Below are 25,671 nucleotides of genomic sequence, written 5' to 3'. Positions count from 1 at the left end.
CGGGAGGGGCTCGGGTCGGGAGGCGCTCGCCCCCGGCCCCTCCCGGCCTCATGACATCGTCAGGAACCGCTGCACCAGCGACGCCAGGAACACCGCCAGCAGTGGCAACGAGAACCAGAACATCCCCTGCATCCAGTGCAGTTGCCGCCGACCGGGCAGGACCGCGACCCGCAGCACCTCGCGGGCCGTCAGCACCAGGACCAGCACGAGCCCCGCCAGCGCCCCGAGCACCGACCACGGCGTCCAGGTCACCTGCGGGCCGGGCCGGCCGGGGTGCGGCGCAGGCGCCGCGCCCGCCGGCTGCCGGGCAAGTTCGTACACCGCCGCATGCCGGTTGGACAGCACCCGCCGCAGCTCGGGACGCCCGTCCAGCGCGCCGCGCACCTTCCCCTCCCAGTCCGGGCGGTAGCCGGAATCCAGCCGCAGCGACTCCGCCTGCCCGTGGTTGACGAGGAGGTACGACCGCGGCCCCGCCTTCCGCAGCGCGGCGAGCAGCGGGACGACGCGGTCCGGGGCGCGCGGCGCCAGCACCGGTTCGTACTGCACCCGCTCCATGTCCTTGGCGCCCCACGGCATCTCCGGGGTGACGCTGTTGACCGGGTCGCTGCTCAGCCACAGCAGCCGCGCCGTCGGCCGGTCATGGGCGTAGACGTAGTCCATCGCCGCGACCTCGCCCGGCCGGATCCGTTCGAACGGCTCGTTGCCCCAGCGGGCGACGAGGAAGCCGACGGCCAGCACCAGGCCCGTCAGCAGCGCGGCGAGCGGCCCCAGCCCGCGCCGGTCCGCGCCGCGCGGGAAGATTGATAGCCCCGCCAGCACACACGCGCCCGGCAGCGCGAACAGGAAGACCCGCAGCGCCATCTCGCCGCCGTAGGACTGCATCCCGAAGGCGAGGAACGGCACGAATGTCAGCACCAGCAGCGCCCGCTCCGTGAAGCCCGCCGCCCGCCGCCGCAGCACCCCCCAGCAGGCCAGCGCCAGCACCCCGCCGGCCAGCGCGACCCGGGTGTAGAGCACCAGCTTGTGCGTGGGATCGCCGGCGATCCGGTCCGTGACGGAGGAGGAGAGATTGCCGCCGACCCCGCCGAGCCCGCCGAACAACTCGCCCAGATGACCCGACCAGTACGGCTCCGCCAGGAATCCCACCCAGGCCACGACCAGCACGCCGAGCAGCAGCGGAAGGCCCGGGAGGCTGGAGCGGTGGACCAGCACGAGGGCGGTCAGCACCCCGAGCATCACGAACGGGGTGAGCTGATGGCCCGCCACCGACGCCGCGAACAGCGCGATCAGCACCCCGAGCAGCACCACCAGCCGGCCGGGGCCGGCCGCCCGCACCTCCCGCTCGCCCGGCAGCAGCCGGCCGCCCAGCGGGCGCGGCGCCCGGAACCACACCAGCAGGATCGCCACGAACGCGAGATAGAGCAGATAGGTGAACCCCTGCGGGGAGAAGTAGTCCTGGCCGACCCAGCCGCACAGCGCGAACAGCCACGCCGCGCACCAGGTCGCGCGCCAGCTCGCCCGGATCGCCCGCAGCAGGAGGAACAGTGGCGCCAGATACAGCAGTTGGAGGACGGTGGGCCACCAGCGCAGCACCTCGGTGAAGTCGGTGACGCCGCAGGCCCCGGCGAGGAACTGCGCCCCGGCGAAGAAGCCGGGCCAGCTCCAGCGGGCGTCCAGATCCGGTACGGCGGTACCGGTCCGGGCCAGGTGGTCCAGGAAGCCCAGATGCTGCCAGGCCGTCGGGAAGCGCGGCTCGCTCTCCAATACGGCCGGCAGCGCGTGCAGCGTCACCACCGTGGCCAGCAGGACGGCGGTGAGCAGCACCGGGCGCGGCCGGGCGAGCCACAGCGCCGCGCCGTACGCCACCACCAGCAGCACCAGCCCGGCCAGCGTGAGCGCCGGCAGCACCGAGATCAGCCCCAGCCCGCTCATCCGGTCCAGCGAGGCATCGCCCATCCCGCGCAGCGGCAGCCAGAACAGGGCGAGCGCGGCGGCGCCCAGCGCCCACACGGCGAGGTCGGGACGGCTCCGCAGCCGCACCGAGAGCGGCGGACGGCCCACGGGCGCACGCTGGCCGGCCGGGCGGGCCGCGGGCAGCTCCCCGCGCAGCACCCGCCGCAGCCGGACGCCCGCGACCGCCACGATCACCGCCAGGCTGGAGATCTCCGCGACCCCGGCCCCGGTCAGCCCCGTCCGCGGCAGCAGGACCAGCGTCAGGCCGAGCACCAGCACGCACAACATGCCCTGGAGCACGGCGAGTTCGGTGGTGCGGCTCCGGGCGCGCAGTACCGCGAAGTACACCTCCATCACCACCCGCAGCGCGGCCCCCACCGCGAACCAGCGCAGCAGCGGCGTGGCCGCCTGCGCGTACCCGGGGCCGAAGATCCCCAGGAGGCGGGGCGCGAGGAGGAACAGGGTGAGGCAGACCGGCAGCATGATGCGGGCCATCCGCCCCAGCGCGGCCCGGGTGTGCCGGGCCAGCTGCGCCGGGTCGTGCGCCCCCTCGACGGTCAGCGAGGCGCCCATGTTGAGGGCGAGCAGATTGACCGTGCCGCCGATGGTGGTGGTGATGTAGAAGTAGGCGTTGTCCGCCGGGTCCACCTGCGCGGCCACCAGCACCGGCACCAGATAGACCACGGCCAGCGAGAACAGCGACCCGGTGGAGTCGCCGGCCAGGAACCGGCCCATCTCCCCGAGCGACGGCGGCCGGGCGGTGCGGTGGGTGGCCGCCATGTGCCGGGGCACCAGCCGCCGGAACACCAGCCAGCCCAGCGGAAGCACCGACACCGCGATCGCCGCGGCCCAGGAGACGAACACCCCGGCCATGGGCAGGAGCGCGGCGACCGCCACCAGCAGCCCCAGCTTCACCGTGGAGAAGGCGAGATTGCCGGCCGGCACCCACAGGGCGCTGCGCAGTCCGGTCAGCACACCGTCCTGAAGCGTGAGCAGCGACCAGGCGACCACGGCCAGGGCGAAGCCCAGCCCCGGCAGCGGGCCGTGCAGAAAGCCGTACGAGGAGCCCCAGGTGTCGAGGGTCAGCAGGAAGACGGCCGCGGCCACGGCCACCACCACCGAACTGCCCGCGTAGGCCCGCCGCACCAGCCGTGCGGTGCCCCGCCCGGCGACCGGGATGAAGCGGGCCAGCGCCCCGGTCAGGGTCAGCGCCGTCAGCCCCGCCAGCAGCTTCATCGCGGCGATCGCCGCCGAGCCCTGGCCGACCGCGGACTCCGTGTAGCAGCGGGCCGCGACCAGCCAGAACCCCAGACCGAGCAGCCCGGAGACGCCGGTGTTGAGCATCAGCGCATAGGCGTTGCGGAACAGCGGACTGCCGCCGCCGCGCCACCCGCGGCGCGTCCCGCGGCCGCCCTCCGGCCGCGGCTCCGGCTCCGGTTCCGTGCGCTCCTCGGTCTGGACGGTCGTGTCAGACACCGGCTTCGTCGCCCTCTCCTCCGCCGCGGACCCTCCGCGGCGCGCTCAGTCGCCCGGCGTGCACAGCCGGACCGCCTGCCGTGTTCTGCGGACCACCGCGTACCCCTTGGTGAGCACCCGGTCCCGGGCGAAGGCGCGGAGCACGCCCCGGCCCTCGACGATCCGGGCGAACTCCTCGATCCCCGTGTCGCGCCGCACCGTCATCCGGGCCAGGGCGTACGGCCCCTGCCGGCGGTCGGCGAGCGCGTTGCCCACCGCGAGCGCCTGCCGGAACCCCGCGCCGCGCACCGTCCGCCGCACCCGCCGGCCGGAGTGCCCGTAGGGGTAGGCGAAGGACTCCGGCGGCACCCCGGTCTCCTCGGCGATGATCTCCTTGCAGCGCAGCACCTCGTGCCGCAGCCGCTCGTCGCCGAGGTCGTCCAGCGGGGGGTGGCCGTGGCTGTGCCCGCCGATCTCCACCCCGGCCGCGGCCAGTTCGCGCACCTGATCCCAGTCGAGCATGGTGTCGGGCGCGCCCCCGGTGTCGTGCGGGCCGCGCAGCCACCCGGTCGTCACGAAGAGCGTGGCCGGGAAGCCGTGCCGGGCGAGCAGGGGCAGCGCATGGCGGTACACCCCTTCGTAGCCGTCGTCGAAGGTGATCAGCACGGGCCGCTCGGGCAGCGCCCCGCCCGTCCGCCAGGCGGCGGCGAGACCCGCGGTGGTCAGCGGGGTGAACCCGCCGTCGGCCAGCACCGCCAGCTGCGCGGCGAACGCCTCGGGCGGGACGGACAGGGCGCGCACGGCGGGCGCCGGTGCCACGGCGACCGCGTGGTACATCAGCACCGGCACCGCGCAGGGGCGCACGCTCACGCCGCCGCCTCCTCACGCACCGCGCCCGCGCCGTTCCCGTCCCCGCCAACTCCTCGGTGTCTGAACGCTATTGACCCTCTTCGGGCTCTCGCGGCGCCTCGGGCGTAGCCGCCCGCGGCGGCCGCCACCCCGGCGACGATCGCGCCCGCCCGGCCGGCGCCGCCCGGCCGGCGCAGCAGCGCGTCCCGCACCCCGCGCAGCACCCCGGCGGGCAGCACCCGGGTCGCGTAGCGCCGCTCGGTCGCCAGCCCGTCCCGGGCGCCGACGCTCCGCGCCACCAGCGCCTTGGACAGGCCCTCCGCGTACGCCCGGCTGCGGAAGTAGCCGAAGCGCTGCCGCTCGGCCGGCACCCGGTGGTGGATGACCGACCGGTCGTCGAGCAGCAGCACGGCACCGGGCACCGCCTGGGTGATCCGGATGCACAGCTCGGTCTCCTCGCCGCCCAGCGGCCGCCGTCCGCCGTCCCGGCCGATGCCGACGGCGAACCCGCCGACGAGGTCGAACGCGGACCTGCGGAAGGAGGCGTTGCCGCCCAGGACGTTGCGCACCCGCACCCTGCCCGGCGGCAGGCCGCGGTATGTGCAGCCCACCACCCAGTCGAACTCCTCGGGGAACCACGCCGGGCGGCGGCCGGACGCCCAGACCGGCTCGGTGCGTCCGCCGACCGCCATCACCGCCGGGTCCGCGTACGCCTCGGCGAAGTGCCGCAGCCAGTCCCGCTCGGCCACCGCGTCGTCGTCGAGGAAGGCGATGACCTCGCCGCCGGCCGCGGCGATGCCGGTGTTCCGGCCCGCGGACAGCCCGCGGGGTCCGGAATTGGCCATGATCCGCAGGGGAGTTGCGGGAGCACCGGGAGCGGACGCGCCCGCGCGAGCGCCCCCGAAGTGCTCCCCGAGCCGTGTGAGCAGCGCGGGGTGGTGGTCCACCACGAGCAGCAGCTCATGGGCGGGACGGGACTGGCCGTGCACCGAGGCCACCGCGGCCAGGATGTCGTCCCAGCGCTCCTCGGTGTGCACACAGACGACCACCGAGATCCGCGGCGCCGGGCTCATCGCGCCTCCCCGGTGATCATCGCCGGCCGGACCGGGCGGTTCTTCCGTGTGCCGCGCTCCCGCAGGATCACCTTCAGCACCCGCAGCCCGTCCCGGACCGCCCGCAGATTGCTGACGCCGTGGATGCGGTTGTACTCGTGGCTGGGGATCTCCTGCACCCGCAGCCCGGCCTTGACGACCCGGATGTTCATCAGCGTCTCGACCTCGAACCCCGCGCAGTCCAGGGCGATTTCGTCCAGGCAGTGCCGCCAGAAGGCGTTGTATCCATAGCAAAGGTCGGTATAGCGCGCGCCGAATTTGGCATTGACGACGGCGGTCAGCACGCGGTTGCCGAGCTTGCGGACGGCCGTCATGTCGTCCGTGCCGCCCCCGTTGGCGAACCGGGAGCCCTTCGCGAAATCGGCCCCGGACACCAGCGCCGAGACATAGCTGACGATCTCGGCGCCGTCGGCCGACCCGTCCGCGTCGACCATCACGATGATCTCGCCGGTGCAGGCCGCGAATCCGCTGATCAGCGCGTCCCCCTTGCCTCTGCCGCGCTGCGGTACGACCGTGACGCCGGGCCACAGCTCGCGGGCGACCCGCACCGTGTCATCGGTGGAATTCCCGTCGACCAGGACCACTTCGTGAATCCAGTCCGGCAGGGTCTTGAAGACGTACGGGAGATTCTCCGCTTCATTCATCGCCGGAATGACGACACTGACCGGTGGTGCGATGGCCAGATGCGAGGAAACGGGCCGGTAGGCGGACTGGTCCGGCGGCAGCGTCAGCGGTGGTTCGTCCGCGTCGGCCGGGCGAAGGAACGCGCTCATGATTTCTTGCCCTCTCGTCCGGTTGACCGCCCACCCCCGGGCGGTTCCGTGCTGGTATCCGGTTCGAAAGGGGGGTTCACACCCCGGTCGGGACGGCCGCGATCACCGTCCGAGCAGGGCGAGCTGGCATACGTCGTACGGCTGCGCGGCTCGTGCCACGGTCCTCGGCAAGCCGCGATTGGCAAGCGAAAACCGCGTACGGGACCCCCCCCACCGCGCACCGCACCGAACGGTTCATCGTGTCGCCGGGGCCCTCCCCAGGAGCCGTCTTGCGATGATCGTCCGTTGCGGGTGGATGTGCGTCGGTATTGATAATTGGGACTGTAGGACAAGATCTTCCGCCGGAAATGGCCTTTGGCGTAATTCACCCGCACATACCGAGGCACGCCGGTATTTATGCACCGGCGCACGCCCCGTTGCGCCGTTGCGCACCACGCGGTGAACCCCCATGTCAGCGGCGCGTGGCCGAGGAGTCCCCGCCCCCCGACCGCAGACGCCCCCACTGCTTGAGGACACGATCGGCGGACGCGAACAGCTCGGGCCTGGCCAGCACCGCGTTGCGCAGCGCACGCACCGGCGCGCGCCGGGCCCGGTGGCCCAGCGCCACCGGGTGGGGCCGCATCACCCACCCCTCGGACACCGTGAGTTCACGGGTCTTGAGGGAGTCCTTGTAGTCCTTGGCGCCCCGCCCCAGATCGAGATACGCCATCGACTCCGCGGCCGCCGCCTGCGCCATCCGCAGATGCAGCACCAGCCCGGGGGAGAACTTCGCGAACTGCGGGTCGTAGGCCGGGAACCAGCAGCCGAGCACGGCGTCCGAACGCAGCCCGAAGTGCGCCGCGACCGGCCGCTCGCCCGCGTAGAGCACCGACAGCAGCCCCGCGAAGGAGTCGGTGCGGGTGTGGAAGAGGTGGCGCAGGAGCCGGACGATCCAGGGCTGTGCGAAGCGGTCGCTGCGCCCCGTCCTGCGGTACTGCGCGGACTTCCACCGCATCAGCGCCGGCAGCGCCGCCGGGTCCCGCTCGTCATGGACGTAGCGCACCGGTCCGACGTCCCGGCCGAGCTTGCGCTCCTTGGCGAGGGTGGTCCGGGTGAACTTCGGCGACCGCGCCCGAAGCCCCGCCAGATACGCCTCGAAGCCCTGGTCCACATCGATGACGGGCGAGGCGTGCCGGACCGACGAGGCCGTCTCGAACGGCTGCTGACCGGCCACCAGGTGATCGAACTCCAGCACCGACAGTCCGCAGGCGCGCAGCAGCTCCCGGGCGTCCCACCCGAACCCGGGCAGGTGCACCAGTCCCTGCGCGTCGGAGACGCCGAGGCCCACGGCCCGGCCGATGCCCAGCGCCGAGCGCTGGAAGGGCAGGAACGCGGCCGGTCGGCCCTCCTGGTGGAGCACCGCGACCCGCACCCCGCCGCGGCAGCGGTCGACGGCCTCGGCGAACTCGGGGGACAGGAAGGGGTTCGCCAGCTGCGGCGAGCCCAGGGCAGGTGCCCGGGACTGCAGGGCCGTCCAGGCGCTCCGGTCGGCCCCGGGGAGCTCGCCGGGGCGGTACACCGCGACGTCCATGTCAGCCCGCCCCCCGCCCGGGAGCCCGGCCGGCCCGCTGCGGCAGCGCGCCCACCAGTGCCAGCGCGAGGCTGAACACCGCCACCGCCACCACACCGCCGCGTATCGACCACAGATGCAGCGTCAGCATGCCCTGCGCCACCAGCAGATCGACGGCGAGCGCCCCGGCCCCGGCGGCGACCGCGCGGCCGAGCGGATCCATCCGGCCCAGCGCCGCGGCGATCGCGCCGGCCGGTGCCGCCAGGAGGAAGAAGAGGGCGAGCGGCGCGCGCAGCGGCGACTCGACCCCGGCGAGCGCCAGGACGGCGCCCAGGCCGCCGGCGCCCGCGGCCGCGCCGAGCGCCAGCGAGGCGGCGGTGCCCACCGGGCCTCGTGCGCCGGACGGCGGCCGGTCGTACGGGTCCCCGTGCGGGATGGTCTTGGTGTGCATTGGCTGCATTGGCTGCTTTGCCCCCCATAAGCACCGGATGCCGGGCCTCAATGTCGCGCAGCGTTCGGAGCACCGTCAAGACGCGCAGACGGCCGGAAAACGGCGCAACCGGACGGCCGTGCGCTGTCGGTACGGCGCCGGCGAGCCGCCCACAGACGGCGCAATGGCGCCGCCGCGGGGCCGCCGTCCGGAGACTGGGGGGACGTGCCGCGAGGTGAGGTGACCCGCCGGAAGGAGCCGCGCTGGTGGAGCCGCCGAGCGGAACCCCCCTCACGGTGGTCATGGTCTGTCTGACCGTGGCCACCGGGATGCTCGACGCCGTCAGCTTTCTGGCGCTCGGTCATGTCTTCACCGCCACCCAGACCGGCAATCTGCTCTTCCTCGGCTTCGGCATCGCCGGGCAGGGCGGCGTACCGGTGGCGGCGACGCTGGTCTCGCTGGGCGCCTTCGTGCTGGGGGCGGCGCTCGGGGCCCGGGTGGAGTCCGGGCTGGCCCGCCGCCGGCGCCCGTGGTTCCCGGCCGCACTGGTCACGGAGGCGGTGCTGCTGGCCGCCGCCGCGGCCGCGGCCTGGCAGCAGGGCCCGGCCCACGGGCTGCCGCCGGGCCGGAGCTACGTCATCGTCGGCCTGATGGCGGTGGCGATGGGCATGCGCAACGTCACCGCCCTGCGCATCGCCTCGCCCGACCTCACCACCACCGTCGAGACCCGGGCGATGACCGCCCTGATCAGCGGCTCACCGGTGGGACACGACAAGCGGCTGGGCTACGGCAGCCACGTCGCGGGCCGCCGCCTGGCCTCGGTCGGCGCGATGTTCGCCGGCGGCCTCCTGGGCGCCGGCCTCCTGGGTCTCGGCACCCGCCCGATGCTGGTGATCGCCCTGGTCGCGGTGTCCGTCGCGGCCACCGCCGCGCTGGTCCCCGGCCTGGCCCGCCGGCGCACGTCCACGGAGGACTGACGGACCGTCGCGTGCACCGCCCCCGTGCTGAGCCCCCGCCGCCTGCCGGGAACGCCCCGCGGCCGTGCGCTCCCCGGTGCGCCATCGGGGTGGTCATGGACGTGTCGGGTGAGGCGGGGTGAACGGATGACATCGGAGGGAACATCGCCTCGGAAAGGGAGATTTGCCGTGAACTGATGATGAGTTTTGGCATGGACACTTCCGGCTACCCGCGAGTCTTGCTACCACGGAGGTGGCAGAGCTCCTGCTAAGGGAGGTTCCATGAAACTGTCCCGATTCGCGGCCTTGACGTCCGCCTTCTTCGTCACCTCGGCGCTCGCGCTCACCGGCGCGAGCGCCGCCGCGTCCGCCCAACTCCCCACCGCCACCGGCTATGTGGCCCTCGGCGACTCCTACTCCTCCGGTGTCGGGGCCGGCAGCTACGACAGTGCCGGCGGCTCCTGCAAGCGCAGCGCCAAGTCCTACCCGGCCCTCTGGGCCGCGGCGCACTCCCCCTCCTCGTTCCGCTTCACCGCCTGCTCCGGCGCCCGAACGGGTGATGTTCTCAGCAGCCAGCTCGGCCCGCTCAGCAACTCCACGGGGCTGGTCAGCATCACCATCGGCGGCAATGACGCAGGATTCGCCGACACCATGACGACCTGTGCGCTCCAGGGCGAGAGCGCCTGCCTGTCCCGGGTCGCCCAGGCCAGGAGCTTCATCGACAGCACCCTGCCCGGCCGGCTCGACGGGGTGTACGACGCCATCTCCCAGAAGGCCCCGGCCGCCCGCGTGGTCGTCCTGGGCTATCCGCACTTCTACCGGCTCAACGGCACCTGCATCGCCGGCCTCTCCGAGCGGTCCCGCGCCGCGATCAACGCCGCGGCCGACGACATCAACGGCGTCATGGCCAAGCGGGCCGCCGACCACGGCTTCTCCTTCGCCGATGTCAACGCCACATTTTCCGGACATGAGCTGTGCTCCGGCAGCCCGTGGTTGCACAGCGTGACCTTCCCCGTCGACGAGTCCTACCACCCCACCGCAGCCGGCCAGTCCGGCGGCTATCTGCCGGTGTTCGCCTCCGCTGCGTGAGCACCCGTCCGCCGGCCGCCGGGGAGGGGCGGTGAGATCCGCGTCTCCCCTCGTACCTCCCGGCGGCCCGTCAGAGACCCCACCGGGCCGCCCGTGCGGCCCGGTGGTCGCTCAACTCGCCCTGGTCCGCGCGGTGTAGGTGACATTCCGTATGGTGTGCGTCAACGCCATAGCGGGGCAGGTGAATCCGATGACCGGTCTGCACGCGTGTCCTGAGAGAGAGATAGGGTTACCCTGCCCGGGCCGGGTGCCCTCGTAGGGTGGGGAGAGTCATGGAACAGATAACAGTGCGTAGCAGGGCGCGTGTCCCTGCCATCAACTGCGGGAGCAGTGCGTCCAGTGCGCGCCTCGACCGCCATTTCGCCGTGCTGGGTGGCCCCGCCATCCCGCAGCGTGAGGTGGAGGGCGCGACCTCGCTGATGCAGGAGCTGACCGCGCGCGATCGTTCGCGTTCGAGGAACAGCCGCGGCGCCAGGGTGTCGCTGTTCGCGCCGCTGCGCAGGCTGCGGCGCTCGCTGTTCGGGGGGCACGGCTGATCCGCTGCTGAAGCGGCATCTCGGGCGATCACACCGTCCCGGCGCGGCACTGCGGTCCACCCGCTCCTCGGGCCCAGGGCGCCGGCAGTGTGTCGGTGTGCTCGCCGGGGCGGGAAACCCCGCCCCGCGGCTGCCCCGATCCGCTCATCCGCCCGGCCCCGTCCCCACCCGGCCGGCGCAGGACTCCCCACCACCCGTTGCGCCGCGACGGGTGGTTTCTTGTGCGCGCACACCCCTCGGCACGCGCCCCCGCGGGCTCACAGCAGCGCGAACTGCCCCTCCGGCCCCTCCTCGTGATGGTCGAGCACGGAGGCCGGGCGGTGGGCGTGGACCGGCGCGGGCAGGATGCCGGCCGCCCGGAGTTCCCCCGCCGCGAGCTGCGGGCCCTCGTCCGTGGCGCGGTGCAACTCCGCGCACTGCGGGGCGAGTTCGGCCAGCAGCGCCAGCACGGTCAGCAGCTCCAGCAGCTCCGAGGTCCACTCCGGGAGCCAGCCGGTGGGGCGCAGCGCCGCCAGCGAGCCGGGCTCGGGCTCGTCCGCGGCCGGGCCGGTGCGCTCGGCGCACCATGTCTCGACGACCCGCAGCCCGCCCGCGTGGAACTCCCAGGCGCCCGCCGGCACCGGGGAGATCCGGCCGTCGCCCAGCAGCAGCGCCTCCTCCTGCGGGTCGTAGCCGGGTGCCGGGGGCAGCCCCCGGTCGGGGAGCGGGGAGCGGACGTAGGGGCGGCGGCCGCCGGGCATCCGGGGCCGCTCGCCGTCCGATCCGCCCGGGGCGCCATGGACATGCGCGCCCCGGGTCCACAGCCACAGCAGCCGCCCGCCGAGCGCGACGCCACGCTCCCAGACGTCCGGGTCGGCGGTGAGCGGCACCGTGCAGCCGTCGGGGGAGTGCCGGGCGCTCGCGGCGAGCCAGGCGAGCAGGTCGGCGGGGCCCACCGCACGGTCCAGGCGCCGGCCGAGCAGGGCGAGCAGGCCGGGTGCGAGGTTCGGCTCCCGGCCGCCGGGCCGCCGGTAGAACGGGCGGATCCGGCCCGGGCGGCCGGCCGGCGAACGCCCGTCGGGCAGCAGCGTGGTGCACACCACCGGGGGCCCGGACAGCTGCGGGACCTGCCCCCACTCGACGACGAACAGCTGCCGCTCGTCCGCCACCCGCCACAGCTCCGGCCGGGCCCCGTCGATCAGCCGGTGGTCGGGCAGCAGCCACTGCTGGTCGAACGGACCGTGCAGGATCCGCACCGGCTCGGGGCAGGGGCCGCTCGCGCGGTGCAGCCGCCCGGTCCCGGTGGCCTGGCCCGGCAGCTGGCCGACGGCGGAGTGCAGGGTGCGGGCGCGGGACGGCCGGAACAGCCGCTCGCGGGCGGCCGTGTCACCGGCCTCCACCAGCGCCTTCCAGCGGGCCCGCAGGGTCGCCGGGTCCGCCGCGCGCACCCAGGAACGGCCGAGCCGCAGCGGCGCCACGGACCACGGCATGAGATCGGACAGCCGTGGCGCGTCCTGCTTCGCCGTCACGCGGAGCCCCTCCCGGACCGTTCGGTTGACCCCGGCATGGTAACCACGCGACCCGGCGGGCGTGCCGGGTCGGCCGGTCACGCCACTCCTTGGGGGCGGGTCTCCTCGTGCTCTTCCGCTTGCTGATCTTGGCGGAGTACGGTCCTCGCCGTACGACCGGCCACCCGCCGCGGACCTGGCTCCGTGCGGGGCGCCGGGACCTGCTCAGGGGAGGAGCGTCATGCGGGACACCACCTCGCCCACGCCGGAACGGCGCGGGGGAACGGCCCCGGGCGCCCGGGCCGCCGCACGGCTCGACCGGCTGCCGCCGACGCGCTGGCACCGCTGGCTCACCCTCCTCGTCGGCGTCGGTGCCTTCTTCGATCTCTACGAGCTGTTCCTGGGCGGGGTGCTGGCCGCGGTACTGGCCGGGCAGTGGCACCTGGGGCACGCCGCGGTGTCCTGGGTGATCGCATCCGGCTTCCTGGGGATGTTCGTCGGCGCCACCGTGCTCTCGGTGCTCGCCGACCGGTTCGGGCGGCGCCGGATGTTCCTGGTCAACCTGGCCGCGTACTCGGTCTTTTCGCTGCTGAGCGCCGCCGCGCCGGATCTGTCCTGGCTGCTGCCGCTGCGCTTCGCGGCCGGGCTGGGGCTCGGCGCCGAACTCGTGCTGGTGGACACCTACCTCGCCGAGTTCCTGCCCCGGGCGGTGCGCGGGCGCTACATCGCCTGGGCCTACACCGTCGGCTTCCTCGGCGTGCCGGTCGCCGCGCTGCTCGGGGCCCGCCTGGTGGCCGCCCACCGGCTGCTGGGCCTGGAGGGCTGGCGCTGGCTGCTGCTCGCCGGCGCGCTGGGCGCCGCCTTCCTCCAGCTGATGCGGCGCCGCCTTCCGGAGTCGCCGCGCTGGCTGGCGGTGCAGGGGCGCGACGCGGAGGCCGAACGGATCGTGGCGGAGCTGGAGGAGAAGGTGGCCCGGGAGAGCGGCGGCAGCCTGCCGTCGGTACCCGAGACGGAGACCGTCTGGCAACGGCGGGTGCCGCTGGGGGAGATGTTCCGGGCCCCTTGGCGGCGGCGGACCCTGATGTGGTGGCTCTTCCAGGTACTGCAGACCGTTGGCTACTACGGCTTCGGGTCGCTGGCGCCCGTGGTCCTCACCGCGAAGGGGCACACCGTCACCGAGTCGCTGCTGTACGCGGCGCTGAGCTTCTGCGGCTATCCGGTCGGCTCCGCGCTGTCGGTCCCGCTGATCGACCGGATCGAGCGCCGGACACTGATCATCGCCTCCGCACTCGGCATCGCCGCCTGCGGCCTGGCCTTCGGCTTCGCCACCGCCTCCTGGGCCGTCGTCACCTTCGGCTTCCTGCTGACCGTGGCCAGCAACGTCTTCTCCAACGCCTTCCACGTCTACCAGACCGAACTCTTCCCCACGGCCCTGCGCAGCAGTGCGATCGGCATCGCCTACGCACTGTCCCGACTCACGTCGGTCGTACTGCCCTTCGTTGCACTGAGCGTGCTGAACGACTTCGGCGCCGCCGCGGTCTTCACGGCCTCCGCGGGACTGATGCTCCTGCTGTGCCTGAACGTGGCACTGCTGGGCCCCCGCACGACTGGGCGCAGCCTGGAAAGGATTTAAGGGCTTCCCACGTTTTTGTCTTTCCCGCCGTGGTTTGTTGCGCGCCGTTTCTCGCCCGCTTCGCGGTGCGCGCGCCGTTGCGCCTGCGGCGGGCGGGTCCGCTGCGCGGGGCTGTTGGGTGCGGTGACGGTCCTGCGGGGCCTGGTGTGTGGACTGCTTCGCTTTACGTCCACACACCAGGCCCCTCCGGCCCGCCCCCTCCCGTTGGAGGGTGGGGAAAAGGCCCGGTGGGGGTGCACGTGAATGGGCAAGCGCGCCTCGTGGTCGTACCGAAACGGCCGACGACGGACAGAGGCTCCGGCCGGGCACGACGCCCGCCCCCACCCACCGATACTTCTCCCCCCACGGGAGGGGACGGGCCGGAGGGGGTGGGTGTTCGGACGTAAAGCGAAGCAGTCCGAACACCCACCCCCGGAGGTCCGTCACCGCACCCAACACCCACCGCCCGCCGCAGGCGCAACGGCGAGAAGCCACTGCGGCGCCGCAGAAGACAACGCGGGAGAAACGGTCAAGCGCAGCGAACCGGCCCGCCGCAGGCGCAACGGCGAAAAACCCCCACGGCGGGAAAGCCGACAACGCGGGAACAGCCCCGCGCAGCGGAGGCGCACCGCGAAGCGGGCGTAAAACGGCGCGCAACAACACGGCGGGCCAGCCGACTACGTGGGAAAAAGACTAAGCGTCCAGCGTCACCGTGAAGGAGAAGCGATCGCCCCGATAGTGGATGCGGGCCACGTCGACCGGGTGGCCCGCGTCGTCGTAGGTGATGCCCGTGTAGTGGAGGATCGGGCTGAGCAGGGGGATCCGCAGGAGGCGGGCGGTTTCGGGGTCGGCCAGTCTGGCCTCGACCGTGTCGGTGATGCGGCTGATCCGTACGCCCACCACGTCGCGCAGTACCTTCGTCATCGGCCAGCGGGTCAGGTCCGCCGGGTCGATGCGGGCGGCGATCTCGGGGCGTACGTAGTTGTGGGCGTGGTTGGTCGGCTCGCCGGTCTTCTCGTCGCTGCGCAGCCGGCGGAAGCCGGTCACCTCGGTCACACCGGGGAAGTGGCCGGCGAGTTCGGCCGGCACGGGGGTGGGGCCGTGGTCCAGCAGTTCGGTGCTCATCCCGGACTGCTGGGCCACGATCGCGTCCACGGAGCCCAGCAGACGCACCGGCGCACCGCGCTGCGCGCTCGGTTCGATGAAGGTGCCGCGCCGCCGGTGCCGGCTGATCAGGCCCTCCGCCTCCAGCTCCTTGAGGGCCTGGCGCATGGTCAGCACGCTCACGCCGTAGTGCGCGGCGAGCGCGTCCTCGGTGGGCAGCCGCAGCGGCGCCTCGGGGGAGCGGCCCAGTATGGAGGCGCGCAGCGACTGCGAGACCTGGTACCACAGCGGCAGCTTGCGGTTCAGGTCCAGCGAGTCGGGAGCGAAGGTGGTCACGAGGTCTTCCCCGGTGTCACGGACGGAAATGGCGCTGGAGACCCTGCCACACGTCGTCGTAGCCCTGCTGGAGATGGCCGGCGTCGCGGGCCTGCTCGGTGAGGGTCAGCGGCCAGCGGGTCTCGAACATGAAGGCCAGGCCGTCGTCGATCTTCTGCGGCTGGAGTTCGGCGGCGCTCGCCCGGTCGAAGGTCTCCCGGTCCGGCCCGTGCGCCGACATCATGTTGTGCAGCGAGCCGCCGCCCGGGACGAAGCCGCCCTCCCCGGCGGCCTTCGCGTCGTAGGCGCCCTCGATCAGGCCCATGTACTCGGTCATCACGTTGCGGTGGAAATACGGCGGACGGAAGGTGTCCTCGCCGACCAGCCAGCGCGGCGCGAAGACCACGAAGTCCACGCCCGCCAGCCCCGGGGTGTCGGAGGGGGAGGTGAGGACGGTGAAGACCGACGGGTCGGGATGGTCGTAGCTGATCGAGCCGAGGACGTTGAAGCGGCGCAGGTCGTAGACGTACGGGACGTGGTTGCCGTGCCAGGCGACGACATCCAGCGGGGAGTGGTCGTAGGTCGCCGTCCAGAGGTGGCCGCAGAACTTGTTGACGACCTCGACGGGGCCCTCGACGTCCTCGTAGGCGGCGAGCGGCGCGCGGAAGTCCCGGGCGTTCGCGAGGCCGTTGGCGCCGATCGGGCCGAGGTCGGGGAGCTGGAAGGGCCGGCCGTAGTTCTCGCAGACATAGCCGCGCGCGGCCGGGCCCCGCCCGTCGGGCGCGGCGTCCAGCAGCTCGACGCGGAAGCGGACCCCGCGCGGGATGAGGGCCACCTCGCCCGGTTCGGCGCGCAGCAGGCCGAGTTCGGTGCGCAGCAGCAGCCCGCCGCGCTCCGGCACGATCAGCAGCTCGCCGTCCGCGCTGCTGAACACCCGCCGGTCCATGGAGGTGTTGGCGCGGTAGAGGTGCACGGCCATGCCGCTGCGCCGGGACGCGTCGCCGTTGCCGCCCAGGGTCCACAGGCCGTCGAGGAAGTCGGTCGGGCCGGCGGGCTCGGGCAGCGGGTCCCAGCGCAGCCGGTTGGGGTCGGGGACGCAGTCGGTGAACGGCGCCGAGCGCAGGGCGCCCTGCGCGGCGCGGGCGAACGGCGGGTGGGCGGCCGACGGGCGGATGCGGTAGAGCCAGGAGCGGTGGTTGGTGCCGCGCGGTTCGGTGAACGCCGAGCCGCTGAGCTGCTCGGCGTAGAGGCCGAGCGGGGCGCGCTGGGGGGAGTTGCGGCCGATCGGCAGTGCCCCGGGGACGGCCTCCGAGCCGTGCTCGTTGCCGAAGCCGGTGCTGTACGCCAGCGCCTCGGCTGTCTTCCGCGCCTGCTCGTTGCCCGTGCCGGTCATCGCGTGCTCCCGCCGCTCAAGGAATCCTATGCAAGACATTAGGATTCAGGTGGGGGGCCGTCAACGGAGACTCCCGGTCGCGCGGCCGGAACGCCACGGTTACCCGCCGCCGGCCCGGTCGCCGGGCAGGATGGACGGGTGCAGCAGCCCCCGCGCCCCGCCCCGCCGCTCGGCTCCCTCCGCCGCGCCCCCGTCCAGCAGCGCAGCGCCGAGCGCCTGGCCCGGATCCTGGACGCCTGCGCCCATGTGCTGGAGGAGACCGGCTACGAGAATCTGAGCACCCGCTCGGTGGCCGTCCGGGCCGGTGTTCCGATCGGCTCCGTCTACCGCTTCTTCCCCAACAAGCGCGCCATGGCCGAGGCCCTCGCCCGGCGCAACCTCGACGCCTACGCGGACCGCATCACCGCCCGGCTGGCCACCCCGCACCCCGCGTCGTCGCAGTGGCACCGCGCGATGGACGTGGTGATCGACGAATACCTCGCCATGAAGCGGACGGTGCCGGGCTTCGCGCTGGTGGAGTTCACCGTCCCCGCCCCGCGCGCCTCCCGCCAGGCCAACTACGAGGTGGCCGACCGGCTGCTGGGCCTCTTCGCCCAACCGCTCGGCCTGGACCCCGCCGACCAGCGGCTGCGCACCGCCTTCCTGGTGGGCGTCGAGACCGCGGACGCCCTGCTCCAGCTCGCCTTCCGTACGGATCCGGAGGGGGATCCCGCGATCGTCGGGGAGACCAAGCTGCTGCTGCGGGCCTATCTGGTGCGCTATCTGGACGGCGGCGGGACGGTCCACGACCGGGAGTGAGGGCGCGGCCCGGCGGGGGCGCGGAGGCTGCCATGGCGCGGCGGTGCGGCCCTGCCGTTCCGGGAGATCCGCATTGACCTGGGGTTTTGCTCGTATTGCTCGCGCGTCAAGGCCTTGTTAACAAAAGTTTGCGGCACCTAACGTCAGCCCAACCGCCACCCCCGGCAGATGTTCAAGGGCGAACGTGAGGTACCACTGATGCTGACAATCCTCGGATTTGTCATGATCGCCACCTTCCTGGCGCTGATCATGATGAAGAAGATGTCACCGATGGCAGCGCTCGTGCTGATTCCCGCGCTGTTCTGTGTCCTGGTCGGACAGGGCGCGCACCTGGGCGACTACGTCCTCAAGGGCATCGGCGACCTGGCCCCCACGGCCGCGATGCTGATGTTCGCCATCATCTACTTCGGGGTGATGATCGATGTCGGACTCTTCGACCCGGTCGTCCGCGGCATCCTGAGGTTCTGCAAGGCCGACCCGGTCCGCGTGGTGGTCGGCACGGCGCTGCTCGCCGCGATCGTCTCGCTCGACGGCGACGGCTCCACCACCTTCATGATCACCGTCTCGGCCCTCTACCCGCTCTACAAGCGGCTGAAGATGAGCCTGGTGGTCATGACCTGCGTCGCCGCCACCGCCAACGGCGTGATGAACACCCTCCCCTGGGGCGGCCCCACCGCCCGCGCCGCCACCGCCCTCAAGCTCGACGCCGGCGACATCTTCATCCCGATGATCCCCGCCCTGGCCGTCGGCCTGCTCGCGGTCTTCGTCCTCGCGTACGTCCTCGGCCGGCGGGAGCGCAAGCGGCTCGGCGTGCTGACCCTCGGCGACACCCGGGAGGTGACCGAGGACGTGGACGTCAAGGAGGGCGAGCCGGTCCTGGTCGGTGCGGGTGCGGTCGGCACCGGGGGCGTCCCGTCCGGTGGTTCGCGCACCGCGGGCGGCGCCGGCAGCGGTTCCGGAGCCGCCGCGTCCGCCGGCTCCCCGGACGGCGCGGACGAGGCCGACCTCCAGGCGCTGGACCCGCGGCGCGCCACCCTGCGCCCCAAGCTCTACTGGTTCAACGCCGCGCTCACCGTCGCGCTGCTCACCCTGCTGATCCTCCAGGCGCTGCCGATCCCGGTGCTGTTCCTGCTCGGCGCGGCCCTCGCGCTCACCGTCAACTTCCCGCAGATGAAGGACCAGCGGGCCCGGGTCGCCGCGCACGCCGAGAACGTCCTCAACGTCTCCGGCATGGTCTTCGCCGCCGCCGTCTTCACCGGGGTGCTCACCGGCACCGGCATGGTCGAGCACATGGCCCGCTGGCTGGTCGGCGGCATCCCCGACGCGCTCGGCCCGCACATGGGCCTGGTCACCGGCGTGCTCAGCATCCCGCTGACCTACTTCATGTCCAACGACGGCTTCTACTTCGGCATCGTGCCGATCCTCGCGGAGGCCGGTGCCGCCCACGGCGTGACCCCCGTCGAGATCGCCCGGGCCTCGCTCGTCGGCCAGGCCCTGCACATGTCCAGCCCGCTGGTCCCCGCCGTGTACGTCCTCGTCGGCATGGCCAAGGTCGAGTTCGGCGACCACACCCGGTTCACCGTCAAATGGGCCGCGCTGACCTCGCTGGTGGTCCTGGGGGCGGGGCTGCTCTTCGGCATCATCTAGCGGGGCGGGACCCGGCCCGGGGGTCGGCCGCGGGGGCCCGCACCCCCTCCCACAAGGGGATGTTGCGGACGCCTCGTAGGCTCGTGCCCGCCGTCGCCCCGGCCCGGGGGACGGCGGGCTCCCTGGCGCACGCAAAACTACCGGCGCTAGTTTGGGGGGACGACGACCGGCGCCACGGGAGGATCACGACGTGAAGCAGCACGACGCGATGTACATCGACGGAAGCTGGCGGCCCGCCGCGGGCGGCGGGACGATCGAGGTCGTCAACCCGGCCGACGAACAGGTCATCGCCACCGTCCCGGCCGGGTCCGCGGCCGACGTGGACGCCGCCGTGCACGCCGCCCGCGCCGCCCTGCCGGGCTGGGCCGCCACCCCGCCCGGGGAGCGCGCGGACCGGCTGGCCGCGCTGCACGGCCGGCTCACCGCGCGCGCCGACGAGATCGCCGGGACCGTCACCGCCGAACTCGGCGCGCCGCTCGCCTTCAGCCAGGCCGTGCACGCCGGGGTGCCGCTCGCGGTCTGCGCCTCCTACGCCGAACTCGCCCGTACGTACGCGTTCGAGGAGAAGATCGGCAACTCCACCGTGCTGCACGAACCGGTCGGGGTGGTGGGCGCGATCACGCCCTGGAACTACCCGCTGCACCAGATCGTCGCCAAGGTGGCCCCGGCCCTCGCGGCCGGCTGCACGGTGGTGCTCAAGCCCGCCGAGGACACCCCGCTGGTCGCCCGGCTCTTCGCCGAGTGCGTCGACGAGGCCGGGATACCCGCCGGCGTCTTCAACCTGGTCACCGGCCTCGGCCCGGTCGCCGGGCAGGCCCTCGCCGCGCACGAGGGCGTCGACCTGGTGTCCTTCACCGGCTCGACGGCGGTCGGGCGGCGGATCGGCGCGCTCGCGGGCGCCGAGGTCAAGCGGGTGGCGCTGGAGCTCGGCGGCAAGTCCGCCAATGTCATCCTGCCCGGCGCCGACCTGGCCAGGGCGGTCGCGGTGGGCGTCGCCAACGTCATGGCCAACTCCGGCCAGACGTGCAGCGCCTGGACCCGGATGCTGGTCCACAAGGACAGCTACGCCGAGGCCGTCGAGCTGGCGGCCGCCGCGGCCGCCAAGTACGTGCCCGGCGAGCGCGTCGGCCCGTTGGTCAATGCCCGCCAGCAGGGCCGGGTCCGCGGCTACATCGAGCAGGGCATCGCCCAGGGGGCCCGCGTCGTGGCGGGCGGCCCGGAGGCGCTCGAGGGTCCCGGCTACTACGTCCGGCCGACCGTCTTCGCCGACGTCACCCCGGAGATGGGCATCGCCCAGGAGGAGATCTTCGGTCCGGTCCTGGCGCTGCTGGAGTACGAGGACGAGGACGACGCCGTGCGGATCGCCAACGGCACCGTCTACGGCCTGGCCGGCGCGGTCTGGGCGGGCGACGACGCCACGGCGGCCGCGTTCGCCCGCCGGCTGGACACCGGGCAGGTCGACATCAACGGCGGCCGCTTCAACCCCCTCGCCCCGTTCGGCGGTTACAAGCAGTCCGGCATCGGCCGGGAGCTGGGCCCGCACGGCCTGACGGAATACCTGCAGACCAAGTCGCTCCAGTTCTGAGCCGGCGGGGCGGGCGGCGGACGGCGGGATGCCCTGCCGTTCACCGCCCGCCCGCCCGCCCGTCGTCCGCCCGCCCCGTCCGTCCCCTCCCTCCGCCCGTCCTCCGCACCGAGGAGATCCTGTGGTCCGCGCCGCCGTCCTGTCCGCCGTCAACGCCCCGCTCCGGGTCACCGAGATCGAGCTGCCCGCACCCGGCCCCGGCCAGGTCCGCATCAAGCTCGCCGCCGCCGGTGTGTGCCACTCGGATCTGTCGCTGTCCAACGGGACCCTGCGCCAGCCCGCCCCCGCGGTCCTCGGACACGAGGGCGCGGGGACCGTGACCGCGGTCGGCCCCGACGTGACCACGGTGGCCCCCGGCGACCAGGTCGTCCTCAACTGGGCGCCGTCCTGCGGCGACTGCCACTACTGCGGACTGGCCGAGCCGTGGCTGTGCGCCGGCGCGGGCCTCGCCGCCGGCTCCCCGTACGCCACCCTCGCCGACGGCACCACCGCGCTCTACCCCGGCCTGGGCACCGCAGCGTTCGCCGAGGAGACCGTGGTGCCCGCACACGCCGCGCTGCCGCTGCCGGACGGGGTGCCGCTGGCCGACGCCGCGCTGCTGGGCTGCGCGGTGCTCACCGGCTGGGGCGCCGTCCACCACAGCGCCCGGGTGCGCGCGGGGGAGTCGGTCGTGGTCCTCGGTGTCGGCGGGGTGGGCCTGGCCACGCTGCAGGCGGCGCGGATCGCGGGCGCCGGCCCGATCGTGGCCGTGGACGCCTCACCGGCGAAGGAGGAGCTGGCCCGGGCGGCCGGCGCCACCGAGTTCCTGGTGGCGGACGCCGCGTTCTTCGAGAAGGAGGGCGCCAAGCGGATCCGCGGGCTCACCGGGGGAGTGGGCGCCGATGTCGCGATCGAGTGCGTGGGCCGCGCCGACACCATCCGCGCCGCCTGGTCGGCGACCCGCCGCGGCGGCCGTACGACGGTGGTCGGCATCGGCGGCCAGGAGCAGCAGGTGACGTTCTCCGCGTTGGAACTCTTCTACTTCGGCCGGACGCTCTCCGGCTGCGTCTACGGCAACAGCGACCCCGCCCGCGATCTGCCCGTCATCGCCGAGCACGTCCGCTCCGGTGCGCTGGATCTGTCCGCGCTGGTCACCGAGCGGATCGGCCTGGACGGTATCCCGGCTGCCTTCGACGCGATGCTGGCCGGCAAGGGCGGGCGGGCGCTGGTCGTCTTCTGAGGCGTCCGACGAGGCTGCCGAGGCGGGTCGGGCCGCGCCGGAGGGCCGGTGACGGCCGGTCAGCCGCCGTCCGGCGGGACGAGGCCGGGGTGCGCCAGCGCCAGGCCGTCCACCAGCGCGCGCAGCCCGGTCTCGAACGCGCCCTCGTCCACCTGCCGTTGATGCTCGGCCAGCAGATGGGCCTGGCCCAGGTGCGGGTAGTCGGCGGGGTCGTAGGCGCCCGGGTCGTCGACGAAGCCGCGGGCGAACGAGCCCAGCGCCGAGCCGGCGACGAAGTAGCGGACCATCGCGCAGACCCGGGTGGCCTGGGCGGGCGGCCAGCCCGCCTCGACCATGCCGCCGAACGCCGCGTCGGCCATCGCCAGCCCGGCGGGGCGGCGGCCGGGCCCCTGGGCGAGGAACGGCACGATCTGCGGGTGGGCGGCCAGCGCCGCGCGATAGGAGCGGGCCCAGTCGAGCAGCCCGGTGCGCCAGTCGCCGCCCGAGGCCAGCGCCGAGACGTCGACCTGGGCGATGACCGTGTCGGCCACCGCGTCGAGGATCTCGTCCTTGGTCGTGAAGTGGTTGTAGAGGGAGGGTCCGCTGACGCCCAGCTCCGCCGCCAGACGCCGGGTGGAGAGCGCCGGCAGCCCCTCGGAGTCGATGAGCGCCAGCGCCGTGGAGACGATGCGTGCGCGGCTCAGCAGGGGCTTGCGGGGTCGGGCCATGCCGTACATGGTAGAGGCTGCGGCGGCGAAAACTAGCAGCGCTAATTAAGCGTTCCCGCACCCGGCCGGACCCTAAGCGCTTGCTCAGCGGCGCGATATGGTGTTCGATCCGTCAGAGGAGGGTCCCTGGCGGACCGAGGAGCGGGGAGCGCGATGGGTGCGGCGGCGGAGCGGGCCGAAGAGGAGCACGAGGAGTGGGCCGGGGTGACCCCGGACGCCGCGCGACGGCTGGTCGGCGCCGCCGTCGAGGCCTTCGCGGAGCGCGGCTACCACGCGACCACCACCCGCGACATCGCCGGCCGCGCCGGCATGAGCCCGGCCGCGCTCTACATCCACTACAAGACCAAGGAAGAGCTGCTCTACCGCATCAGCGGCATCGGCCACGAGAAGGCGCTGCGCATCATGGGTGCCGCCGCCGGGGCCGAGGGCAGCGCCACCGAGCGGCTGCGCGACGCCGTGCGCACCTTCGCCCGCTGGCACGCCGAGCACCACACCACCGCCCGGGTCATCCAGTACGAACTCCAGGCGCTCGGCCCCGAGCACTACACCGAGATCGCCGGCCTGCGCCGCCGGACCGACCGGTTGCTGCGGCAGATCATCCAGGACGGCGCGGACAGCGGGGAGTTCAGGGCCGACGATGTCCCGGGCACCACCCTCGCGGTGCTGTCGCTGTGCGTGGACGTCGCCCGGTGGTTCACCGCCGACGGCCCGCGCACGCCCGACGAGGTCGGCACCCTCTACGCCGATCTCGTGCTGCGGATGGTGGGCGCACCGGACCCGGGCCGGAGCACCGGCGCCTCGCACTGAGCGGATGGCCGGCGGGCCTCTTGCCGCCGGCCGCCGACCCTGGTGTGCTGCACCGACGACAAGGGCCAGTTGTCCGGATCGGGCCGAGCCGATCCGAACGGCAGCCACCGGGGGGCGGCATGTGGTCCGGCAGGCACACCGATTACCTGGAGGACACCGCTCGGGCGATCGCCGCGGAGATACGGCGGATCCGCTCCCGGCGGCGCGCCGCGGCCGCCGCGTACGGCAGGGAGCAGGTGGAGCGGAGCCGTGCGATCGCCCGTGACACCGACGCCGCCGAACGGCAGCGCCTCGCGGTCCTCGGGCAGCTCCCACCGGCCGAAAGGGGGCGCCGTCGGCCGCAATTCGGTGGCGAACCCGGGCCGCCCGGGAGCAACATGCCCCGCATGACTGACGCACCCGCGCGATGGAGCCAGGCCACCGTCCACCCCGACATGTGGGCCGATCCGGACGACGACCCCCGCGACAGCGAAGGCGCCGGTCCGGACGGCGAGTTGGCGACGCTGCGGGGCTTCCTGGCGGACTACCGCATGACCCTGCGGATGAAGTGCGAAAGCCTGGACGCGGAGCAGCTGGCCCGCCGGTCGGTGCCGCCGTCGACGATGTCGCTGCTCGGCCTGGTGCGGCACCTCGCCGAGGTGGAACGGGACTGGCGCAACTGGATCGTCGACGGCGCCCCGCTGCCGAAGCTGTACGGCGCGCGGGACGCGGACTTCGACGGGGTCGTCGCCGAGCAGTCCGCCGTCGACGCCGCGTACGCCGATCTGGAGCGCGAGCAGGCCGCGACCGACGCCGCGCTGGCCGCGCACCCGGACCTGGGCGAGCGGGTGGGGAAGGACCAGATCGCCGTGCGGGCGCTGATGGTGCACCGGATCGAGGAGTACGCCCGGCACTGCGGACACGCCGACCTGCTGCGCGAACGCGTCGACGGCAGGGTGGGGCAGTGACGGGGGCCGGGGCCGCTCCGCGAGGGGCCCCGGCACCGGTCCGTGGGGCGCCGGGCCGGTAGCCGGGCGCCCGCCGTCCTACAGGTAGAAGCGGCTGACCGTCTCCGCGACGCACACCGGCTTCTCGCCGCCCTCGCGCTCCACGGTCACGACCGTGGTGAGCTGGACGCCGCCGGACACCTCGGCCACCTCCGCGATCCGGCCCGTGGCGCGCAGCCGGGAGCCGACCGGGACGGTGGCCGGGAAGCGCACCTTGTTGGAGCCGTAGTTGAGGCCCATCTTCACGTTGTCCACGCGCATTAGCTGCGGCACCAGGGCGGGCAGCAGCGACAGCGTCAGATAGCCGTGCGCGATGGTGGTGCCGAAGGGGCCGTCCGCCGCCTTCTGCGGGTCCACATGGATCCACTGGTGATCGCCGGTGGCCTGCGCGAACAGATCGATCCGCTTCTGGTCGATCTCCAGCCAGTCGCTGGTGCCCAGCTCCTCACCGACCGCGGCCCGCAGTTCGTCGAGCGATCCGAATACTCGGGGCTGTGCCATCTCCGTCTGCCTCCTCGGGATCCATCCGCCGCTGCCACACACCGGCCGGGGGCGCATACTAAGCGCTTGCTCAGCATGCGGAGTGGGGGTGCCCACTGTCAACGCTTTCCGGACCACCGGACGCGTCCCGGGTGGCGCCGGAGGCAGCGCCTAGGCTGGATCCGTGCCCCAGCTTCCGTACCAGGTCCATGAACTCTCCGTCGGTCAGCTCTCCGCGCGCAGCGGCGCCGCGGTCTCCGCGCTGCACTTCTACGAGTCCAAGGGGCTGATCAGCAGCACCCGGACGGCGGGCAACCAGCGCCGCTACACCCGTGACGCGCTGCGCCGGGTCGCGTTCGTGCGGGCGGCGCAGCGGGTCGGGATCCCGCTCGCGGTGATCCGTGACGCGCTGGCGCAGCTGCCCGACGAGCGCACGCCCAACCGCGCCGACTGGGCCGGGCTCTCCGAGGTCTGGCGCGCCGAGCTGGACGAGCGGATCGGCCAACTCAAGGAACTGCGCGACCGGTTGAGCGACTGCATCGGCTGCGGCTGCCTCTCGCTGGAGACCTGCGCGCTGTCCAACCCCTACGACAGCCTCGGCGCCCAGGGGCCCGGCGCGCGACGGCTGCGGGTCGACCGGAGCGCCACCGACCCGGCGGGGGCGCAGCGGCGGGCCGACGACCCGCAGGAGAGCGCGGCCGGGCCGGACGGGCCGGGGCGGCCGGGCGAGCGGGGTGCGGCGCCGGGCGGCGGTCCGGGGTGCTGTCCGGGCGAGGCGTGAGAGCGGTGCGGGCGGGCGGCCCCCGGGCGGGGCGCCCCCCCGCACCCC

The 25,671-nt window shown here is 73.7% G+C and carries 22 protein-coding genes; 11 read left to right on the top strand and 11 right to left on the bottom strand.

Annotation, left to right across the window (positions count from 1 at the left end; all coding sequences use genetic code 11):
- Positions 1 to 48: 48 nt before the first annotated feature.
- The 6 genes from IEY78_RS20520 to IEY78_RS20495 form a co-directional block, all read right to left on the bottom strand.
- On the bottom strand, positions 49 to 3,429 hold the full coding sequence (locus tag IEY78_RS20520) for a lipopolysaccharide biosynthesis protein (RefSeq protein WP_373294198.1): 3,381 nt from the start codon (positions 3,427 to 3,429) through the stop codon (positions 49 to 51).
- A 45-nt stretch (positions 3,430 to 3,474) separates the two neighbouring features.
- Positions 3,475 to 4,245 carry a polysaccharide deacetylase family protein gene (locus tag IEY78_RS20515; RefSeq protein WP_189100517.1) on the bottom strand — a complete coding sequence of 257 codons (771 nt, stop codon included), beginning with the start codon at positions 4,243 to 4,245 and terminating at the stop codon, positions 3,475 to 3,477.
- A 29-nt stretch (positions 4,246 to 4,274) separates the two neighbouring features.
- Positions 4,275 to 5,330 carry a glycosyltransferase family 2 protein gene (locus IEY78_RS20510; protein ID WP_189100357.1) on the bottom strand — a complete coding sequence of 352 codons (1,056 nt, stop codon included), beginning with the start codon at positions 5,328 to 5,330 and terminating at the stop codon, positions 4,275 to 4,277.
- Positions 5,327 to 6,142, bottom strand: a complete 816-nt coding sequence (locus tag IEY78_RS20505) for a glycosyltransferase family 2 protein (RefSeq protein ID WP_189100356.1) — start codon at positions 6,140 to 6,142, stop codon at positions 5,327 to 5,329. Before IEY78_RS20505 ends, IEY78_RS20510 begins: the two co-directional genes overlap by 4 nt.
- Before the next feature lie 451 nt (positions 6,143 to 6,593).
- Complete coding sequence (locus tag IEY78_RS20500) at positions 6,594 to 7,712, bottom strand: GNAT family N-acetyltransferase (RefSeq protein ID WP_189100355.1); 1,119 nt, start codon at positions 7,710 to 7,712, stop codon at positions 6,594 to 6,596.
- Between the two features lies 1 nt (position 7,713).
- The gene (locus IEY78_RS20495) at positions 7,714 to 8,142 is read right to left on the bottom strand and encodes a hypothetical protein (protein WP_229700077.1); all 429 of its coding nucleotides are present in this window, start codon (positions 8,140 to 8,142) and stop codon (positions 7,714 to 7,716) included.
- 245 nt (positions 8,143 to 8,387) lie between these two features.
- On the opposite strand from IEY78_RS20495, the gene IEY78_RS20490 reads away from it, so the two are divergent.
- The 3 genes from IEY78_RS20490 to IEY78_RS20480 all read left to right on the top strand — a co-directional run bounded on the left by IEY78_RS20490 (position 8,388) and on the right by IEY78_RS20480 (position 10,702).
- Positions 8,388 to 9,098, top strand: a complete 711-nt coding sequence (locus tag IEY78_RS20490) for a YoaK family protein (RefSeq protein WP_189100354.1) — start codon at positions 8,388 to 8,390, stop codon at positions 9,096 to 9,098.
- Between the two features lie 261 nt (positions 9,099 to 9,359).
- Positions 9,360 to 10,166, top strand: a complete 807-nt coding sequence (locus IEY78_RS20485) for an SGNH/GDSL hydrolase family protein (protein ID WP_189100353.1) — start codon at positions 9,360 to 9,362, stop codon at positions 10,164 to 10,166.
- A 272-nt stretch (positions 10,167 to 10,438) separates the two neighbouring features.
- Positions 10,439 to 10,702, top strand: a complete 264-nt coding sequence (locus IEY78_RS20480) for a hypothetical protein (RefSeq protein WP_189100352.1) — start codon at positions 10,439 to 10,441, stop codon at positions 10,700 to 10,702.
- 257 nt (positions 10,703 to 10,959) lie between these two features.
- Here IEY78_RS20480 and IEY78_RS20475 read toward each other — a convergent pair whose 3' ends face one another.
- Positions 10,960 to 12,210, bottom strand: coding sequence for a type ISP restriction/modification enzyme (locus IEY78_RS20475; RefSeq protein ID WP_189100350.1), 1,251 nt, complete (start codon positions 12,208 to 12,210; stop codon positions 10,960 to 10,962).
- A gap of 220 nt (positions 12,211 to 12,430) precedes the next feature.
- On the opposite strand from IEY78_RS20475, the gene IEY78_RS20470 reads away from it, so the two are divergent.
- Positions 12,431 to 13,822, top strand: a complete 1,392-nt coding sequence (locus IEY78_RS20470; RefSeq protein ID WP_189100348.1) for an MFS transporter — start codon at positions 12,431 to 12,433, stop codon at positions 13,820 to 13,822.
- Between the two features lie 672 nt (positions 13,823 to 14,494).
- Here the strand turns inward: IEY78_RS20470 and IEY78_RS20465 are convergent.
- Together IEY78_RS20465 and hmgA are read right to left on the bottom strand one after the other, a co-directional pair.
- On the bottom strand, positions 14,495 to 15,241 hold the full coding sequence (locus IEY78_RS20465) for a GntR family transcriptional regulator (protein ID WP_189100346.1): 747 nt from the start codon (positions 15,239 to 15,241) through the stop codon (positions 14,495 to 14,497).
- Positions 15,242 to 15,257: 16 nt separating this feature from the next.
- Positions 15,258 to 16,613: a homogentisate 1,2-dioxygenase gene (gene hmgA / locus IEY78_RS20460; protein WP_189100344.1), complete on the bottom strand. Its 1,356-nt coding sequence runs from the start codon at positions 16,611 to 16,613 to the stop codon at positions 15,258 to 15,260.
- A gap of 138 nt (positions 16,614 to 16,751) precedes the next feature.
- On the opposite strand from hmgA, the gene IEY78_RS20455 reads away from it, so the two are divergent.
- From IEY78_RS20455 to IEY78_RS20440, 4 genes are all read left to right on the top strand, one after another.
- The gene (locus IEY78_RS20455; RefSeq protein WP_189100343.1) at positions 16,752 to 17,411 is read left to right on the top strand and encodes a TetR/AcrR family transcriptional regulator; all 660 of its coding nucleotides are present in this window, start codon (positions 16,752 to 16,754) and stop codon (positions 17,409 to 17,411) included.
- Positions 17,412 to 17,609: 198 nt separating this feature from the next.
- On the top strand, positions 17,610 to 19,058 hold the full coding sequence (locus IEY78_RS20450) for a CitMHS family transporter (protein WP_189100342.1): 1,449 nt from the start codon (positions 17,610 to 17,612) through the stop codon (positions 19,056 to 19,058).
- Between the two features lie 190 nt (positions 19,059 to 19,248).
- Complete coding sequence (locus IEY78_RS20445) at positions 19,249 to 20,643, top strand: aldehyde dehydrogenase family protein (RefSeq protein WP_189100341.1); 1,395 nt, start codon at positions 19,249 to 19,251, stop codon at positions 20,641 to 20,643.
- A 121-nt stretch (positions 20,644 to 20,764) separates the two neighbouring features.
- Positions 20,765 to 21,862 carry a Zn-dependent alcohol dehydrogenase gene (locus IEY78_RS20440; protein ID WP_189100340.1) on the top strand — a complete coding sequence of 366 codons (1,098 nt, stop codon included), beginning with the start codon at positions 20,765 to 20,767 and terminating at the stop codon, positions 21,860 to 21,862.
- A 59-nt stretch (positions 21,863 to 21,921) separates the two neighbouring features.
- On the opposite strand, the gene IEY78_RS20435 is transcribed toward IEY78_RS20440, so the two are convergent.
- The gene (locus IEY78_RS20435; RefSeq protein ID WP_189100339.1) at positions 21,922 to 22,569 is read right to left on the bottom strand and encodes a TetR/AcrR family transcriptional regulator; all 648 of its coding nucleotides are present in this window, start codon (positions 22,567 to 22,569) and stop codon (positions 21,922 to 21,924) included.
- Positions 22,570 to 22,722: 153 nt separating this feature from the next.
- On the opposite strand from IEY78_RS20435, the gene IEY78_RS20430 reads away from it, so the two are divergent.
- Together IEY78_RS20430 and IEY78_RS20425 are read left to right on the top strand one after the other, a co-directional pair.
- The gene (locus tag IEY78_RS20430) at positions 22,723 to 23,376 is read left to right on the top strand and encodes a TetR/AcrR family transcriptional regulator (protein WP_189100338.1); all 654 of its coding nucleotides are present in this window, start codon (positions 22,723 to 22,725) and stop codon (positions 23,374 to 23,376) included.
- Positions 23,377 to 23,753: 377 nt separating this feature from the next.
- A complete protein-coding gene (locus tag IEY78_RS20425) occupies positions 23,754 to 24,323 on the top strand; it encodes a mycothiol transferase (RefSeq protein ID WP_189100336.1) in 570 nt (189 codons plus the stop codon).
- A 78-nt stretch (positions 24,324 to 24,401) separates the two neighbouring features.
- On the opposite strand, the gene IEY78_RS20420 is transcribed toward IEY78_RS20425, so the two are convergent.
- The gene (locus IEY78_RS20420; RefSeq protein ID WP_189100334.1) at positions 24,402 to 24,863 is read right to left on the bottom strand and encodes a MaoC family dehydratase; all 462 of its coding nucleotides are present in this window, start codon (positions 24,861 to 24,863) and stop codon (positions 24,402 to 24,404) included.
- Between the two features lie 163 nt (positions 24,864 to 25,026).
- On the opposite strand from IEY78_RS20420, the gene soxR reads away from it, so the two are divergent.
- A complete protein-coding gene (soxR, locus tag IEY78_RS20415; protein WP_229700076.1) occupies positions 25,027 to 25,623 on the top strand; it encodes a redox-sensitive transcriptional activator SoxR in 597 nt (198 codons plus the stop codon).
- Positions 25,624 to 25,671 lie beyond the last annotated feature (48 nt).

Source organism: Streptomyces kronopolitis (assembly GCF_014646275.1).
Classification (GTDB): Bacteria; Actinomycetota; Actinomycetes; order Streptomycetales; family Streptomycetaceae; genus Streptomyces; species Streptomyces kronopolitis.
This window is presented reverse-complemented; position numbering and strand designations above follow the sequence as displayed.